At 51.9% G+C, this 18,104-nt stretch carries 11 protein-coding genes; 10 read left to right on the top strand and 1 reads right to left on the bottom strand.

The annotated features are described in order from the left end of the window. Positions 1-50: 50 nt before the first annotated feature. The 3 genes from rhaI to KQI79_RS08075 are packed head-to-tail and all read left to right on the top strand — an operon-like array spanning position 51 to position 3,554. A complete protein-coding gene (gene rhaI, locus KQI79_RS08085; protein ID WP_216537725.1) occupies positions 51-1,271 on the top strand; it encodes an L-rhamnose isomerase in 1,221 nt (406 codons plus the stop codon). Continuing rightward, positions 1,268-2,749 carry a rhamnulokinase gene (locus KQI79_RS08080; RefSeq protein ID WP_216537724.1) on the top strand — a complete coding sequence of 494 codons (1,482 nt, stop codon included), beginning with the start codon at positions 1,268-1,270 and terminating at the stop codon, positions 2,747-2,749. Before rhaI ends, KQI79_RS08080 begins: the two co-directional genes overlap by 4 nt. Before the next feature lie 46 nt (positions 2,750-2,795). Then, positions 2,796-3,554 carry a DeoR/GlpR family DNA-binding transcription regulator gene (locus KQI79_RS08075; RefSeq protein ID WP_216537723.1) on the top strand — a complete coding sequence of 253 codons (759 nt, stop codon included), beginning with the start codon at positions 2,796-2,798 and terminating at the stop codon, positions 3,552-3,554. Positions 3,555-3,602: 48 nt separating this feature from the next. On the opposite strand, the gene KQI79_RS08070 is transcribed toward KQI79_RS08075, so the two are convergent. Next, entirely contained in the window at positions 3,603-5,006 is a 1,404-nt protein-coding gene (locus tag KQI79_RS08070) for an ABC transporter substrate-binding protein (protein WP_216537722.1), read from the bottom strand. 1,400 nt (positions 5,007-6,406) lie between these two features. On the opposite strand from KQI79_RS08070, the gene KQI79_RS08065 reads away from it, so the two are divergent. The 7 genes from KQI79_RS08065 (at position 6,407) to KQI79_RS08035 (ending at position 17,678) form a co-directional block, all read left to right on the top strand. Next, a complete protein-coding gene (locus tag KQI79_RS08065) occupies positions 6,407-7,612 on the top strand; it encodes an alpha amylase family protein (RefSeq protein ID WP_216537721.1) in 1,206 nt (401 codons plus the stop codon). Positions 7,613-8,009: 397 nt separating this feature from the next. Continuing rightward, positions 8,010-12,650 (top strand): S-layer homology domain-containing protein, encoded by a 4,641-nt coding sequence (locus KQI79_RS08060; protein ID WP_216537720.1) that lies wholly within the window; start codon positions 8,010-8,012, stop codon positions 12,648-12,650. Between the two features lie 32 nt (positions 12,651-12,682). Then, positions 12,683-13,990 carry an ABC transporter substrate-binding protein gene (locus KQI79_RS08055; protein WP_216537719.1) on the top strand — a complete coding sequence of 436 codons (1,308 nt, stop codon included), beginning with the start codon at positions 12,683-12,685 and terminating at the stop codon, positions 13,988-13,990. A gap of 82 nt (positions 13,991-14,072) precedes the next feature. Continuing rightward, positions 14,073-14,978 (top strand): carbohydrate ABC transporter permease, encoded by a 906-nt coding sequence (locus KQI79_RS08050; RefSeq protein ID WP_230190943.1) that lies wholly within the window; start codon positions 14,073-14,075, stop codon positions 14,976-14,978. Then, complete coding sequence (locus KQI79_RS08045) at positions 14,971-15,855, top strand: carbohydrate ABC transporter permease (RefSeq protein WP_230190942.1); 885 nt, start codon at positions 14,971-14,973, stop codon at positions 15,853-15,855. Before KQI79_RS08050 ends, KQI79_RS08045 begins: the two co-directional genes overlap by 8 nt. Positions 15,856-15,874: 19 nt before the next feature. Next, positions 15,875-16,696, top strand: a complete 822-nt coding sequence (locus KQI79_RS08040) for an MBL fold metallo-hydrolase (RefSeq protein ID WP_216537718.1) — start codon at positions 15,875-15,877, stop codon at positions 16,694-16,696. 121 nt (positions 16,697-16,817) lie between these two features. Beyond that, positions 16,818-17,678: a MurR/RpiR family transcriptional regulator gene (locus tag KQI79_RS08035; RefSeq protein WP_253298016.1), complete on the top strand. Its 861-nt coding sequence runs from the start codon at positions 16,818-16,820 to the stop codon at positions 17,676-17,678. The last annotated feature ends 426 nt before the right edge of the window (positions 17,679-18,104 follow it).

Genomic DNA, 18,104 nt, shown 5'->3' with positions numbered 1-18,104 from the left:
AGTTGCAAGATTACGGCTTTCCATAATGAGGGTTGGGAGGATGATGGGAAATGGCTGACCGCGATTATCTTTTGTTTGAGGAACGGCAGAAAGCCCGGGGAATCGATCTTGAAGTTGTGAAGGCAAAGCTGAAGGCGTTGAGCGTGGAAACGCCGTCCTGGGGTTACGCGCATCAAGGAACCAGATTTAAAGTGTTTCAACCGGCCGGGGTGCCGCGCGACACGTACGAGAAGTTCGAAGACGCGGCGCAGGTTCACCGATTTACCGGCGTTTGTCCGAAGGTTGCGGTTCATATTCCGTGGGACAAAGTGGACGATTACGGGCAATTGGAGCGGCATGCCGCCGATTTAGGGATCGGCATCGGCGCGGTCAACCCGAATTTGTTCCAAGACGAAGAATATATGCTCGGCAGCGTCTGCCATTCCGATCCGAGGATCAGGCGCAAGGCGACCGATCATTTGCTGGAATGCGTCGAGATTGCAAGAACGGTCGGTTCCAAAGACTTGAGCTTGTGGATTGCGGACGGCACCAATTACCCGGGGCAAGCGGACATCCGCAAACGGAAGCGCTGGATGTACGAATGCTTGCAAGAGATGTACGACGCGCTCGACCCGGACATGCGCATGCTGATCGAATATAAATTTTACGAACCGGCATTTTACCATACCGATTTGGCCGACTGGGGCATTTCGTTCAACTTGGCGAACCGGTTGGGTCCGCAAGCGGAGGTGCTCGTCGATACGGGCCATCATCCGCAAGGAACGAATATCGAGCATATCGTCGCTTATTTGCTGGACGAGCGGAAGCTTGGCGGTTTCCACTTCAACAGCCGGAAGTACGGCGACGACGATCTGATTGTCGGTTCCATCAATCCGTATGAGTTGTTCCTGATTTTCTATCAAATATTGGATGCGGCGGCGGACGCCGATGCCGGGGTGCGGTACAATGCGGCGGGGATCGCTTATATGATCGACCAAAGCCATAACATCGAGCCGAAAATACCGGCTATGATCCGGTCGGTCATGAATGTGCAAACGAATTACGCCAAGGCGCTTCTGATCGATTTGGACGAGGTAAGGAGAGCGCAGGAAGCGCAAGATGTGCTCGGAGCCGAGCATGCGGTTCGCCAAGCTTTCGAAATGGACGTCACGCCGCTCTTGCAAGTCGTTCGCGAAGAGATGGGCGTACCGGCCGATCCGATGCAAGCTTACTTGCAAAGCGGCTATGCCGATCGCATTCGTGCGCGCGGCCAAGGCGGTGCGGGCTCGTGAGCGTCCTTGCCTTTGATTTGGGCGCGGGAAGCGGAAGGGCGCTGCTCGGCGAGATCGAGAGCGGGAACATTCGCGTCACGGAAGTGCATCGCTTCGCCAATGAACCGGTGCGGGTGGGAGGCCGCCTGCACTGGGACGTGCTGCGCTTGTTTCATGAGATCAAGCAAGGCATATTGAAAGCGAAGCATGCAGGACATCGTCCGCAAAGCATCGGCATCGATTCTTGGGCCGTCGATTTCGGGCTGTTGGACCGGAACGGCGAACTGCTCGGCAATCCGTACCACTACCGCGATCCCCATACGGACCATGTCATGGAGGAAGCGTACCGCATCATGCCTGCGGGCGAGATCTTCGCGCGAACGGGCATTCAATTGATGCAGTTCAATACGCTATTTCAACTGTATGCGATGAAACGGGCCGATTCTGTCGCACTGGAGCACGCGGCTGCGCTGCTGATGATTCCGGATTTGCTGCGCTATTTCTTAACGGGGGAGAAGGTTTCGGAGTTTACGAACGCCTCGACGACGCAAATGCTCGATCCGGGCGCAAAGTCGTGGGATAAGGACATGATGGGGCGGTTCGGCATTCCGGCCGGGTTATTCGTTCCGATCGTAGAACCGGGCACGAAGGTCGGGAGATTGACAGCGGCTGTCAGCGAGGAACTGGGCGTCGGCAGAATACCGGTGATCGCCGTAGCGGAACACGATACGGCTTCCGCCGTGGCCGGGGTGCCGGCCGATCGGCAAGATTTCGCGTATTTAATATGCGGCACGTGGTCGTTGCTCGGAACGGAGCTTGAAGCGCCTGTCGTTCATGAACAAGCATACGCCTGGAATTTCACGAACGAAGGCGGAGTCGGCGGCACGTTTCGTTTGCTGAAAAATATGGCGGGCACTTGGCTGATCCAGGAATGCAGGCGAATATGGGCGGTGGAAGGCAAGCATTACGAGCATGGCGAGCTCGTCCGTTTGGCGGAAGAAGCGCCGCCTTTCCAGGCATGGATCGATCCGGACGACGCGATGTTCTTGAGTCCGCGGCATATGCCTGCCCAAATTCAGCATTATTGCCGTTCGACCGGCCAGGCGGTGCCGCAAACGGCAGGCGAAATGATGCGTACCGTGCTGGAAAGCCTGGCATTCCAATGCCGCTTCGTGCTTGAACGTACGCAGCGGTTAAGCGGCCGCGAATTCCCCGGCTTGCATATGGTCGGCGGTGGCATTCGCAACGAGCTGCTGGCGCAATTGACGGCGAATGCGATCGGCAAGCCGGTCTGGGCCGGTCCCGCCGAGGCGAGCGCGCTCGGCAATATGGCGGTGCAGTGGATCGCATTGGGGGAGATCGGCACTTTGGAAGAAGCGCGCGCGATGATTCGCGCCTCCTTTCCGCCCGTCGCGTATGAACCTGAGCGGAACGATGATTGGGAGCGCGCTTATCGCAAGTTTTTGCAGGTTGCGGAGGCTGGGAGGCAAGCGAACTAGTGCCGTGCCCGCCCGCTGTTCCGCAATGAATTATGAGGTGTAAACGATGCTTGCAGCAGAAAGACACGAGAAAATCGTTCGGGTCGTCCTTGAGCGAGGAAGCGCCAGAGTAGCCGAGTTAAGCCGCCTATGCGGGGTGACGGAGGAAACGATCCGCAGAGATTTGGACCGGCTGGAGGCAAGCGGGCGATTGCGCCGCAGCCATGGCGGGGCGGTCGGCGTCCAAACGCCGCCCGAAACGCCCTACTTCGAACGGGAAATGTTATCCGTAGAAGAGAAGCGCAACATAGCGAGATTGGCCTTGGAGTTTATCGAGCCGGGCGAACGCATTATATTGGATGCGAGTACGACCGCATGGCATATGGCTTCGATGATGCCGGACATTACGTTGACCGTGCTGACAAACTCGATCAACGTAGCCAAGGAACTGAGCGTGAAGGAGAAGATGGAAGTCATCTGCACCGGCGGCGTGCTGTCGCCGCTGTCGCTGTCTTTCGTAGGCCCGCTCGCCGAACGGTCGCTGGAGCGGTACTATGTGAACAAGGCCTTCTTGTCTTGCAAAGGGCTGCATCCGGAGAAGGGCGTCAGCGAATCGAACGAAGATCAGGCGCGCGTGAAAAGCAAGATGATCGAGCAGGCCGACGAGGTGTTCCTGCTGGCCGATTCGAGCAAAATCGGCGTGCAGGCGTTCACGCGCGTAGCGTCATGGGAGGCGATCCGCAAAGTCGTCACCGATGCCGAAGCCCCGGCCGATTTCGTCGCGCAGTTAAGCGGGTTGGGCATTGAAGTTATACAAATCGAATAATGGCTGTATCTAATAACGCCCCGGCTTATCTTCGGTCCAGGGGCGTTTTTATTTTCTTTGTTCCTGTTGCTCTTTTTCTGCTTGTTCCTGTTTCTTTCGGTATTCCTCTTCCACCTCTCTGCGCTTAAGATTCATTTCGTCCACCAGATGTTGTCCTTCCGTTTGAATCCGGCTCAACGCTTCTTCAACCGACTGCTCTCCGTTTAGCGCTTTATCCGATTCTTTCGTGACCAAATCCCGGAGCTCGGTATAGAGTTGAAAATCGAGATCGTCTCGCATCCATCCTTTGACGGACACGGGCTTCAAAGCGTAAAAAGGCGATAGGTCGTGGCCGTCTTTATCGATGTTAAAGGCAGTCCGCATCATTAACGCGTCCGTATTTACGATTCGCGTGCGCAGTTTGGCATACTCTTCTCCGTGTATATATTTGATAACTTCCCAGGCGGCCCGCTTATGCGGCGAATGAGCATAAATGCTGAACATCTCCGCAGGCCGGGCATGCGTCGTTTCGTCGGGATGCAGGGGATCGATCGGCGCCGTGACAACCCCCCAACGGAACGGTTTCCAATCTTTCAAGTCTTGTTGTACAAGGTGAAAGTCTACCAGCATACCATAGCTATGAAACGACATCGCGGCGCGGCCCATGATAAAATCGTGAGTCTCCCACTTCAAACCGGAAGAGCCGTCCGGTTTTACCGCTCCGGATTGAACCGCGCGCATGACTTTATCGTATAGATTCGTCCAGGAAGCGGTATCCATTAGAAGCTGCTTCACATCGGCGCTTACCATTTGCAGCCTTTCCGTTTCGCTGATCAACTCGAGCATGATCCATATTTTATCTTTGGAATAATAATTTCCTCGCGCAAATCCGTAGACGGGCTCCCCGCCATCGTTCGCAGGAAAACGCTGCGCCAATGTTAACACCTCGTCCCACGTCATCCCGTTTCGTGGCGGCTCAATCCCATATTTCTCGAATAAATCGATGTTGTAAAATAAGGCATGATTACGAAATTGGGGCGTTAATCCGCACAACGACCCGTCTCCTCTTGCTTTCAGCAGGTCAATCATGCCGGGATACATGCCGTTCAAATCGAATCCGTCTTGCCGGATGTACGGATCGAGCCTGTCGATCAGGTTATATTTCATTAGTAATGGCGTATCCCCCGCGATAATAAGGTCCGGCTGCTTCGCTTGGACCAACCGGATGTATTCCTTCTCGTATTGTTCCTGCAGTTCGATTTTGTACAGATCTCCTTCGCTAATCAGTTCAAATTCCAGATTAGGAAATTTGGACGCCAAATAGGATCCGTATTCGTAGTCGAAACTGCGCGGATTCCCGCCATACAACACAGTTAACTTCAAGGGCCGATTAGGGTCGAAAGGTTCGTCCTTCGCTGTGCAGGCAGCAAGTGTCAATATAATCGCAAGAGCGATCGCAACGATCTTTTTCATGGCAACCCCCTGTAAATCGTCTTCTCTTTTAATAACGTAATAATCAACCATAAATTCATTTATAAATGATCTTTTTCTATAACATGGAATATACCTGCTTGCATTCATCATGAAATTATGAGAAACCGATTGGAAGGGGGAATTTCCATTATGAAGGGGTGAAATCCGATTATTGGCTTCTGAGGAGAATTGGTTTTTCCTTTATTTTCCCCATATTACACTGGCGTTGCCTCGAAAAAGGCTGCAGATTCGAGTCATGGAGGTTGTCATGCGTGATTGGCCGGCAACTCGCCGTGACGGATACCGATTCCTGCAAAAAGAGTCAATATCTTAATTCACCAACGTTGATGTAACCGGCTTTATTGAGCATATCAAAGGGGATACCTCCCTATTTCGAAGGTGATCCGCGCGGACCTAGGCTTCTTAGTTTGGCGCTAACGAAACTAACAATCCTTATTAAGCTCAAAATGAAGACGTTCCCATTATAACGAAAGTACGCATCGCTATTCATTGAAAATCGTTCGTTCTACCGCCTTTTTCTCTTCATTAGCGTGTTTAAGATTCGTAAAACCGGTGCATCCGGAGCGAATAAGGAACGGTTATGAAAAACCCCGGAAATTCCAACTTCACAAGGACTTTCTGATTCCAAAGAAGGTAATTTCGTTCCTTATCGCGACTATTCGGCGAGACCAACCATGCCCCGGACACCTCTCGTGCAACCATTCGGACTCCCGCCTTTCATTGCTTCCCTTGTAACGCCAATGGCGTTGCATTAACTTTTCTCAGCAATAGTAGAATAGCTGCGTGGATTGCCGTGCTATTCCTTCACATTTATTCTACCGCCCTGCTCCTCAAATTCGCGGACATAGGATACGTTAATTGTGACAAACGGCCCGATTTCGGACCGTTCGCGGACAGACGATCCTTTATTCTCGGCAAAAGTGCAAAAACAAGCCCTCCGACGAACGGATAACGGAACCAATGTCCGCCTAAACAGCGAATAAGCGATTTGGACGCATAATAACGACCGTACGGTCCGGATAGCATTTGTCGATGTAACGCCATCACCCAAAACGAGCGGCACACGAGTTGAGTCCGCCGATTTCGTTTGAAATTTCATACACAAAGTCGCGATTTGTGACTTGTAAACCCGAAACACCAATCACCGCCGCTAAGCTGAACTGCATCCAATGGTTAGACACCATCTAACATACGAAGAAAGCGGCGACGCGAATCAGGTCTTTGTGCCGAAACCGAGGCTCTTCTTTAGATTTAAGGCAGTGTCCTATCTAAAAAAATATTTCCTCCAAAAATAAATATTATGATGGCTAAAACCTCCCGTAAAATGATATAGTTATATCGTAACCTAAAATCATGAACCAAAAGAGAGGGACCGAGCGATGAATCCAAAGATTGAGCAAGGCGCGAACATTTTATGGGTCGACTTCCTGGCAAATGGCCTGCGCCTGGCCGACCCGGAACAACAGCGAAAACTGGCGGACAACGCCAAGCGAGCGGGCATAACCCATATCGTCGTCGACGCGAAAATACCCTACGGTCACACGACCTTTCCAAGCCAATTCGGCTATCATGTCAGCCGTTGGTCCGACGGACGCTACGATATGTGGAAGGGACGCGACTTTCTGCGGGAAATGATCGATGCGCTGAAACCGGCCGGGCTGAAGGTGTTGGCGAACGTTGACGTTTTTGCCGAAGGGACGGCCGAATCGCGTGACGGGATCGCCTATGACCGAAAAGAGTGGCAGGTTATGTTTTACAATCCCGATATGTCGTCCGCCCCGGTGGCGGCGGAAAATGCTTCGGATGCGACGATTTTCGTCAATCCGATCCACCCGGAAGTAAAACGCCACGAATTATCGATTATCGAAGAAATTGCCAAGAACTACGAGCTGGACGGAATCGTGCTCGACCGTTGCCGCTATCCGAACATATACGGCGATTTCAGCGAGTTGAGCAGACAGCGGTTCGAACAGTATATCGGCCAGCAAGTAGAACAGTGGCCGCAGCATATTTTTACCGTACAGGAAAGTGCGGACGGAAAGAAACAGATCGAATTCGGACGTTGGTTCGGGAAATGGACGGAATGGCGTGCCTTAAACATTAAAAATTTCGTGAAAGAAGCCAAGCAGCTCGTGAAATCGCTGAAGCCCGAATTATTGTTCAGCATTTACGTCGGTTCGTGGTATCCTCTGTACTATAACGAAGGCGTCAACTGGGCCAGCGAAACGTATCGTTCCGACTTGCCATGGGTTTCGGAGGACTATCATCGCTCCGCCTATGCCGATGAACTCGATTTCCTCATGACAGGCTGCTACTATCCGGAAGTGCGGATCGAAGAAGCGGAACGAAACGGCCGTCCCGCCTCTTGGTACAGCGTCGAAGGGGCGATCGACATCAGTTTGCAAGCGGTTAACGGACAAATACCGGTCGTTGCGAGTCTTTACCTGAGGGATTATGCCGGCGATGCGGAACAGTTCAAAAAAGCCGTTCGCATGTGCAAAGAAAAATCTCATGGCGTCATGCTGTTCGATGTGGTTTATTTGGAAGAGTATCATTGGTGGGGAGAATGGGAATCCGTTCGATAGCCGAAGACCTTTGAGCAGTCATTTCCGATTCCCAAGCTGAAGACCTCCCGAGAGTGAGATATCGGGAGGTTTTTCTATCTACATTCCGTACCGCGGACAATTAGAGGAGTAATTTTCCGAAATTAATAAAAATAGTGGAAAAAATCATCTAAGCGTGATAAAGTAAAGAAAGCGTTATCAATGGAAGGATATATTTTCCAATACGCTGATTTGGAATCCGATATGGAGATTAAATCCTCCCTCAAGTCTTCAATAAAAGGAATATTCATTCACAATAATAATATTCTACTAAAAGGAGGTGATGCCAATGCTTGACAATAGCTTTACGGGCCTTAAGATCGGACGGTTGTCCGGACAATTGCGTGATGCAAAATAAAGACGGGGGTAACGTTCTAACATGAAAAAATTTGCAGCCATCATAATTTGTTTTGCGATGATGATCGTTCAGGCGATCTCCTTCCCGACAGCGAAGGCCAGCGGAAGCGAGCCGCCGGTAGGAACAAACGGGATTGTTGCGGATCGAAACGCCGGAGAGGGGCCGGTTGCGGGAGGGGACGCGCCGGACAACGAGTCGGTTACGGAAGCGGTATATGAGGATGGGGAGACGGCCGTTGACGAGAGCAAGCTTTCCGGAGATCCCGCAGATGCGGACATTCCGACGGTTACGGCATCCAACGGACAATCTATTTCGATCAATGATGTAAACGCTGACATTTTGGAAGCCGACAAGCTTTTCCTATTTACGCGCGACTATCATGAGAAACAAGTTACAATACTGCCTTGGTGGGTGGCGGCGGTTGTCGACGTCGAAGACGGCAGCGGCAATTACCTTATCCGCACAATCGTATCCAAAGTCGACGGCAGTCCGGCAGAGGCGCTCGATATTCCCGTAAACGGCTTTATTCTGCTCGGCCACGGGGCGGCAGCGGCATTTATGAACGCGAATTTACGCGTAAACGACGAGATCGTCATGAGCGGAGTCGCGTTGCCCGAGCCGATTACAGGGTCGAAGATTCTGTTGGAAAACGGGACCGAGCATGCCATTGACGGGGTGAATCCGGCTGAGTCGCTCGATAACGGAATCGCCATTTACTCGCTTGAATACGGGAAAGCGACGCCTTCCTTTACGGCCGACACGGTCGAATATATCGTTGTCAACGACGTTGTTGTGTTCAAGAATACGCAAGGCGATAAAGGAACCCGCATTCCGACAACAGGGTATGTGCTTTCTTTGGCGGGCGGCGCGGCGGAAACGGTGGGCGATCTCAACGTAGGGGATTCCATCGCAACCGTCAATGTCGAGATTCTAACGCTGCCTTCCAATTACGTCGCGATTGACAGCGCGGCGGCGGGCAAAGTTTATCTCGGGATTACCAAGTTCAACTCCGAACGGGGCTCCGGCGACGTTGTGCTGTTCGATCCTACGTTTGGCGCATCGACGAAACGCAACGCCTGGGGTATGGAGTTCGCTTATGCAGACGGTATTGTGACTCAGGTAACGAATTTCAACGGCCAACCCAACGATACGCCTATTCCCGCCAACGGATATGTCGTGTCGATCCATCAAGGGCACCCGATTTACAATCAATTAAACGGAAAATTGGAAGCCGGCGACAAAGTGGAATTAGTGAGAGAGCAATTCACCTATCAAGCGAGCAAAGCAACGTATGACGCCTACAATCCGAAGGTAAAGGAAGATAATCCGGCAGGTTGGGACGAGGAGAACGACAAACCGTACGGCGGATTCCGCGGCGCCGACCAGTTGATTATTTACGATGAAGGATACGGCCGGGAGACGACGGGGACGAACGGTTACGGCAATGAAGTTGTCGTGAACGACAAAGGCTATGTCGTTAAAAACGGAGGCAATGACAGCGTTATTCCGCCCGGCGGCATGGTGTTGTCCGGACACGGCAAATACAACACCTGGCTTGTTCAGCATGCGGCCATCGGGTCGAAGGTGACGATTCGCCCGGAGAAAAAACAAGCGATCGTCATCTTAACGCCGGAGTCTTACCTGGAACGGGCCGAAATCGATATAGAAACCGTGAGCCAAAAAGCGGCTGCGGCAAAATTGCAGTTTTTGGACGTGCCTTACGAACGAATCGAGCGCGCCATCTCCGAAGCGCAAACCCTGCTGCGGCAAATTAAAGAAGCGGCTGCGGAAGAAGGGTTGGAGGGTGAGCGGGCGCGATTGGACGAACTGAACCGGTTGACGACCGAAGCCTATTACTTAACGTTCGAATCGCGCAAGGTCGATCATCGTGCGCTATGGCTCCGTCCGAAGGAGACCAATCTCCAACAGGTAATCGATCATTTGGACCGGATTCAAGCCGTGAACATTAACGCGATCTATTTGGAAACATGGTGGAACGGATACGCTTCCTTTGCCACCGAACATCCGCTTACGGCGATGAATCCGATCAACAAAGGGTTCGACGTCTTGGATGCCTACATAACGGAAGGGCATAAACGCGGCATTGAAATCCATGCGTGGGTGCATAACTTCTTTATATTACCGGGCGCGCCCGTATTGGAGAAGCATCCGGAATGGCTGATGTACACGCGGGAAATCAAACCGGGGGGAGAAGCGGTCATTCAACCGTCACCGGATCAAACGGGGCTTTCTCTGAATCCGGTCGATCCCGGGGCCAGACAATTTATTTCGGAAGTCTATCAAGAATTGCTAAGCAAATACGATATTGACGGGCTTCATCATGATTACGGACGTTATCCCGGTTCGCCGGCCGACTATTCCAAGGATTACGGCTATGAGGATTATACGCGGCAAGCGTTTAAACAAGAGCATGGCGTCGATCCCGCCGAGGTTTTCCCGGGCGACGAGAAATGGGATGCGTGGGTCCGCTTTCGAATCGATGCGATCAATTCCTTTATCGAACGCACGGTGCATGAAGCGAAAGCGTTGAAACCGGATATTACAATTACTGCGGCCGTATGGCCTAATTATCACGAAGCGCCGTACACGCATTATCAAGAAGTAGAGAATTGGCTTGACAACAATTTGCTCGATAACACGTTCCATATGTCGTATATGCCGGATTGGAGCGTTGTTGTCGACGATTTGGAAAAAACGCTGGACTTGGCTAAAAATAAAAGCTTCAGCACTTCGGCGGTAGGAACCTTTATCAACTTGACGCATACGGCCTTGATGGATCAGTTGGACCAAGTGAATCGACACGGTTCGGCCGGAACGGGAATTTTCGAGTTTGAATCGCTTTTCTACGGAGGCTACGGCGATATCGTCAAATTGGGGTCGCATCGCGAACCGGCGATCTCGCCGGATCATCGCAAGACCGAACCTGTATCGCTTATGTTTAAGGAATTGGCGCGTAAAACGGATGAAATCTATGTTCCTTACCAAGGCATGAGTCCGGAAGCCGCCAAATCTGTCGCCGATATTGCGAGCACCCTTGCGGCCGGGTTGAAGCAAACGAATGAAATGAAACTGGAGAACGCGATCGGCGCGAAATCCGGCGTGACCAAGATCCGCAGCCTGATCGCCGATAACCATGCGGTCCATGCCGAAGTGAAGAAACGCATCGAGCACGATTTGGACTTTATCGAGTATATGTTAGATGTATACGCTGCCAAAACAGGGCAGTCATTGGAACCGGTCGATCCCGGAACGCCGTCCGAGCCGAAGCCGGGCACGGGTTCAGGATCCGGAGGGTCGGTATCTTACGGAACGCCGACAACTTCGCCGTCGGCTCCCGCAGCCGGCTCTAAAGCGGAATATACCGTTTCCCATACGGACGGCGTGCTGATGAAAGACAGCGCGCTCACCGTATCCAGGACCGATGCGAACGGCAAGACGGAGACATCCTATCTGCTGCATGCCGATGCGCTGCGCGAAGGGCTGGATAAGCTCGACGGCGGGAACGGGAAGCGGATCGTAACGGAGTTGGACGATGAGGCCGACACGATCAGACTCGGCATTCCGCTGGCATCTTTCCTCGCGGGAGCGAACCGGAACAAAGAGGCGTTGATTTCGCTAAGGACGACGGATGCCGTATTTGAATTCCCGCTGGGCTTGAAGGGGATCGACGGCAAAGTCAAACAATGGGGCGAACAAGAGCAAGAGAAGGACGCGGCGCTTTATGTTGTCATCCATAAGAGCAAACAACGGCCCGCGGTGAACGGAGGCGGATTTGCGAGCGAAATCTATGAATTTGCGCTCGTTATTGAGAGCGACGGTGCGGAGATCGCCGCAATCGACGATCTGCGCGATCCGCTGATCGGGCATACGATCATTGTACATCGTCCGCTCGATACCGACACCGCGACAGCGGTTGCCGTCGATCCAAGCGGGAAACTTTCGTTCGTTCCATCGTTCCTGCGAGTGAAAGACGGGAAGACGATCGTCGAGATCATGCGCAATACGAGCGGCCGTTACGCTGTCATCCAAAGCGCCGAAACGTTCCCCGACACTGCGGGACACTGGGCGCAATCGGAAATCGAGCGGCTGGCTTCCAAACGGATCGTGCAAGGCGTTGACGACCGTTCCTTCGCCCCGAACGCCAAGGTGACGCGAGCGGAATTGGCCGCCCTTCTCGTCCGCGCGCTGGGCCTAACGGATGGGACGGGAGCGGCCGCGGCCAGCGGTGCGGACGCCGCTGGGCAACTGTCGGCGTACAGCGACGTGCAGCGGACGGACTGGTTTGCGGGAGCGGTTGACTCCGCCGCGAAAGCGGGAATCGTCAACGGCTTTGCGGACGGCTCTTTCCGGCCGGATGAAGTTGTCACCAGGGAGCAGATGGCGGCGATGATGGCAAGAGCGTTCGACTTCGCAGGGACATCGCCCGCTCGAGCGGCTTCGGCCAATCCGATTCCATTGGAAACATTCGCGGACAGCCAGGCGATTGCAGCCTGGGCTCAAGCTGCCGTTGCCGTGATGGTTGAGGCCGGCGTTTATCAGGGAAGGGATGACGGTACGATCGCGCCGCAATCGCACGTATCCCGTGGGGAAGCCGTCGTCGCTCTACAGCGATTCCTTCGAACCGTTCATTACATTAATTAATACCATTGAGAGTGAAAGAGGGGAGAAATGAAATGAGTAAAACATTGCGTATAACCGCTTTGCTGCTTGCCGTTTCGCTGATGCTTTCCATGCTTGCCGCCTGCGGCGGCTCCAAAACGAACGAAAATGGGCAGGAGGCCGAGAGCGGCCCGGTAGCGATCAATTTTTGGACGATTTCATTAAGCCCTACCTTCGACGATTACATCAAAGGCAGAATTAAAAAATTCGAAGACGCCAACCCCGGCATTACCGTAAACTGGACCGATCTCCCCTACGGCTCGATGGAGAATAAATTGCTTGCCTCGATCGCCGGGAATCAATCGCCGGATGTCGTCAATTTAAACACGGGCATGGCGCTCAAGTTAGCCGATAAGAACGCTCTGGTCGATTTGAAAAAGGAAGCCACCGAAGAGCAATTATCGATCTATTTCGAATCGCTGCTTCACTCGGCCAAAATCGGCGAAAGCATCTATGCTTTCCCGTGGTACTACGGCCTTGGCGTCTTATCGTTAAACAAGGAGATCTACGAGGCCGCCGGCCTGGATCCGAACAGGCCGCCCTCCACCTGGGAGGAGATGAAAGAACATGCCATTGTCATTAAAGAAAAGACAGGCAAATACGGCTTCGTACCTATTTATAATCCGCCGATCGATATGTTCTTGCGCGGGGTGCCGATTATTAACGAAGATAAAACCAAAATCGTCGTCAATACGCCCGAAGCGCTGGAATGGGCCAAGTGGAATAAAGATCTGTACGATCAAGGCATCGTGCCCAAAGAGAGCATAACGGCCGATGCGGGGTACGCGACCGACAAATATCAAGGCGGGCAAATCGCCTCCTTTGTGACCGGTTCGCAATTTTTGAATCGGATCAAGACCAATGCCAAGGATGTGTACGATAAAACGGTGGTCGCTCCCATCCCGACCGTTTCGGCGGACGGCAAAGTTCACGGCGGCTTAATGAATGTCGTCGTTCCGACGATGAGCAAGCATCATCAAGAAGCCATTCTGTTCGCTCATTTTATAACCAACGACGAGTCGCAATTGGAATTCGCCAAGATCGTCAACATTTTGCCTTCTACCAAGGAAGCGGCCAAAGATCCGTTCTTTACGGAGGGAGACAGCAACGAACCGGAGGACGTGGCGAGAAGAATTACCGCTACGCAAACCGATAAAGCCATCGACTTTACGCTTGGCGTCAATAAAGAAAGCGAAATCCTCGAATTCCTGTGGAAATATTGGAAGGAAATGCTCCTTGGAAAGTTAACGCCGGAGGAAATGCTGCAAAAAGCCGAAACGGATATGCAGGCCAAGTTGGATGAAGTGTTGGCCGAGGAATAGGTGAATCGAATCTTCGATAACGCGCAAAGGGTGAGCCTGTACTCACCCTTTGTCAACCAAAATAAGCAAGGGGTGATGCATTGTGGCGAAAGCTACAATTACGAATTTAAGAAAAAAACGCTTAATTTTTTCCTATGCCATGCTTGCCCCGGGGATCGTCGTGCTGCTTGTCTTTACCTTTTATCCGATCATTTACGGATTGCCGCTTGCGTTCACCAATTATTCCGTCATTGAAGACACAAAATGGGTTGGTGCGGCCAACTTCAACCGGATGTTTGGCGACCCGGATTTCTGGAAGGCCCTCACAAACTCGCTGCTCTATGTTATCTGTGTGCCCGTCATCCAGATTTTAGCCATACTCATGGCAGTGCTCGTCAATAACAAGCTGCGCGGGGTTCATTTCTTTCGCGTCGCTTACTTTATTCCGGTCGTAACTTCGATGGTTGCAGCGGCGATCGCCTGGAAATGGGTTTACGAGGAAAAAGGGGTTCTAAACTATATTTTGCAATCATTGGGCGTGATCCATGAACCCATTTCGTGGATGGCGCTGCCGAGCGTCGCCTTGTTCGCCGCCATGGGCGTTACCGTCTGGAAAGGGCTTGGCTACTATATGATGATCTATCTCGCCGGACTGCAATCGGTTCCTGCCGAATTGCAGGAAGCTGCGCGGATCGACGGCGCCAGTCGCTGGCGCGTCGTTTGGAGCATTACCATTCCGTTGTTGCAGCCGTTCATTTTGGTTTGTACCATTATGTCGGTCATGGGCGCCGTGCGCGTCTTTGACGAAATCTTCGTCATGTTCGGGCCGAAAGGAGACCCGGCCGGCGCGACATTGGTCACCGGAGTGTATACCTATAAACTCGCCTTTATCGACTTTAACTTCGGTTACGCGGCCGCAGTCGGTTTGATCGTTTCGCTGATTATTATGATTTTTACGATCCTGTCGTTCAGATTCAATCGAAAGGGAGGCATGTCGTACTATGAGTAATATGTCCCCGTCCTCCGCAGTTAGAGCGAACCGGATGCCGCGCCGCCGTCCGATCTCCGCGAGAAAAGCAATCGGTGCGTTCATTCTTTATATTTTAATGATCATTGCGGCGTTGATTTGCTTAGGGCCTTTCCTGTGGCTCTTGTCCACGTCCCTCAAAACGGGAGAAAACTTATACGCGTTTCCGCCTCAATTCATACCTAATCCGATTACATTCGAGAACTATATTAAAGTTTTCGATATTATGCCGCTCTGGAATTACATGTGGAATACGGTCGTGATGACCGCGGCGGGAGTCGGTTTGAACATCGCATTTTGCCTCATTACCGCCTATCCGCTTGCGCGCATGAGTTTCCGCGGACGCAATTTTATTTTTTATGCGATTATCAGCACCATGATCTTGCCTAACGCGGCGGGAATGATCGTCAACTTTCTAACCATCAACAAGCTGGGCTTGTACAATACGATGACGGGCGTTGTCCTTCCGTCGGCCATTAGCGTCTTTAATATTTTTTTGCTGCGTCAAGCGTTTATTACCATTCCGCGTGAAATGGAGGACTCGGCGCGAGTGGACGGAGCGGGCGAGTTCCGCATTTTTTGGAACATTATGATTCCGATGATTAAACCGACGATTTCCACCGTCCTCATTTTTGATTTTATGGCTTTTTGGAATTCGTTCCTATGGCCGATTATCGTGCTTGACGATCCGAAGAAGTACCCGCTTGCTCCCGCGCTTTCGTATTTGCAGGGCTCGCTTTCCTTTAATTTCGCTTATATCGCCGTCGGAACCATTATTTCCATCATTCCGATCATTGTCATTTTCTTGATTTTGCAAAAACAATTTATTAACGGAATGGTCGGCGCCGTCAAAGGGTAAGACAGGAGGAATTTTATTCATGAAAATTCATTTTCACGGAACGGCGGCCGCCGAGGGCTTTCCCGGCTTGTTTTGCCGCTGCGAACACTGTATGAAGGCCATTGAATTGGGCGGAAAAAACATCCGAACGCGCACTTCCGTCACGATTGACGATGTATTAAAAATCGATTTTCCGCCGGATACGTATTACCATGTTCTGCGCGACCGTTACCATTTGGCCCGGGTGGAAGACCTTTTTATTACCCACACGCACCACGATCATTTATATGCAGACGATATCCGAATGCGCATGCCTGTATTCGCCAGCGAACCCGCTCACCCGCTCAACATTTACGGCCACGATATGCCGATGCGGCTCTTGACCGAACATCTGGAGCGTAACGAAACCTGCTTTCGCTTTCAGCGCATCGTCCCGTTTGCGGCGGTAGAAGCGAAGACGGCGCGCGTGACGCCGCTTCCGGCCGATCACAATCCGATGGAGACTTGCCTTCTTCTCTATATCGAACGAAACGGCAAACGCATATTGTACGGCCACGATACCGGCTGGTTTCCCGACGAAACCTGGTCCTTCCTCCAAGGGCGGACCATCGACCTGGCGATTATGGACTGCACGAACGGACTCCTGCCTGAACGCCGCAATCATTTGAACATCGAGGCTGTCGTGGAGATCCAAGACATTTTCCGGCGCGAGGGCATATTTCATCCGGGGAGTCAAATGATCGCGACTCACTTTTCGCATAACATCGGCTTGATGCATGACGATTTAAGCAATATTTTCGAACCGCACGGGATTATTACAGCTTACGACGGCATGATCCATCATGTATCGGAACTCGCATAAGTCTTGTCCTTGCCTATTTCGCATGATATCGATAAAATAAAATAGAAGGAATCAACCTTCTAAATCATTTAAAAAGAAGATTACATTCTATCGATCGGGAGATGGAAAGGGGATTTTGCGCTTGTCGACCATACAAGGGATGGGGAAAACTTTACTGAACATACAAAGTCATCTGAACGGACTAACCAAAGCGGAACAAAAAGTGGCGCAATATATTTTGGATAACGCCTCCGACATTATTTATCACTCGGTAACCGAACTGGCGGAAAAAGCCGACGTCGGCGAAACGACGGTGCTGCGCTTATGCCGGAAGCTCAAATTTCAAGGATTTCAAGATTTCAAATTATCCTTGGCGCAAGATTTGGTGAAACCGATCGATCATTTGCATCAGGAAGTTACGGAAGAAGACGATTCTACCGCGTTGAATGAAAAAATTATCGCCAACCATATCCGCACTTTGGAGCAGACGAGAGAACTGGCCGTTTCGGAACAGTTAGGCAAGGCGATCGATGCGTTGCATCGGGCCCGATGCATTTGTTTTTTCGGCGTCGGTTCGTCCGGGCTGACGGCAATGCAAGCGGCGCACAGTTTCTCCCGAATAGGCAAGCAAAGCAGCGCCAAGACGGACACGCACTTTCAAGCGATGGAAGCGGCTCTGATGACCAAAGACGACGTGGCTGTCGGCATATCGATCTCCGGCAGCACCAAGGACACGATCGAAAACTTGACCCTGGCCAAAAAAGCGGGAGCCACCGTCGTCGCCATTACAAGCAACGCCCGTTCGCCGATCACGAAAGTGGCGGATATCGTCCTGTTAATGATCGCCAGGGAAAACCCGCTGCAAGGCAGCTCGCTTTCCGCCAAAATATCGCAGCTGGCCGTCATCGACATTTTGAATGTCGCCGTCTCGTTGCAAATGAAAGACGAAGCTTTGAAGTTTAGAGAAGTAACGGCCAAGGCCATTTCCGAGAAACTGTTCTAAATAAAATAGGTGAACTACGCACAGATTAACACTGCGTAGGGGGACTCCGCATAAACTAGCGCAAAATGGGAGTTTTCTTCTGCCAAAGAGCCTTTCGTAGGCTCTTTTTTTGTGGAGAAAGCGGGGTTAGCATCAAAGGTCCTTGCGGATGAATCGCTTTTCTTGAAGTCTTCCTAGATCATATTGGCGTAGTAACGAAGTCCGATATGACGTCGACGGAAAATCCTTCTCAACACACTGGTCCTTTACAGACGGAACCAGTCTCCTTTTCCAACTGCCGTTCGCCGTTCTTTTGGAGCTTTGGCGCTAAACATTCCTGTGTAGGCTAAGAAATGGCCTTTGAAAAAAACAGGAGCGCCTCGTATGATAGGGGTGTGACGGGTCTAGAGCCCTAAAAACCTATCAGGAGGCGCTTACTATGAAGTT

Origin of the sequence: Paenibacillus sp. MSJ-34, assembly GCF_018918005.1 — a bacterium.
Classification (GTDB): Bacteria; Bacillota; Bacilli; order Paenibacillales; family Paenibacillaceae; genus MSJ-34.
Note: the sequence above shows the minus strand (reverse complement) of the source record. Positions and strands in the feature narration are given on the sequence as shown.

Coding starts and splice junctions, on each gene's coding strand:
- rhaI (WP_216537725.1), top strand. CDS start 51: ATGGCTGACCGCGATTATCTTTTGTTTGAGGAACGGCAGAAAGCCCGG.
- KQI79_RS08075 (WP_216537723.1), top strand. CDS start 2,796: ATGCTTGCAGCAGAAAGACACGAGAAAATCGTTCGGGTCGTCCTTGAG.
- KQI79_RS08070 (WP_216537722.1), bottom strand. CDS start 5,006: ATGAAAAAGATCGTTGCGATCGCTCTTGCGATTATATTGACACTTGCT.
- KQI79_RS08065 (WP_216537721.1), top strand. CDS start 6,407: ATGAATCCAAAGATTGAGCAAGGCGCGAACATTTTATGGGTCGACTTC.
- KQI79_RS08060 (WP_216537720.1), top strand. CDS start 8,010: ATGAAAAAATTTGCAGCCATCATAATTTGTTTTGCGATGATGATCGTT.
- KQI79_RS08055 (WP_216537719.1), top strand. CDS start 12,683: ATGAGTAAAACATTGCGTATAACCGCTTTGCTGCTTGCCGTTTCGCTG.
- KQI79_RS08045 (WP_230190942.1), top strand. CDS start 14,971: ATGAGTAATATGTCCCCGTCCTCCGCAGTTAGAGCGAACCGGATGCCG.
- KQI79_RS08040 (WP_216537718.1), top strand. CDS start 15,875: ATGAAAATTCATTTTCACGGAACGGCGGCCGCCGAGGGCTTTCCCGGC.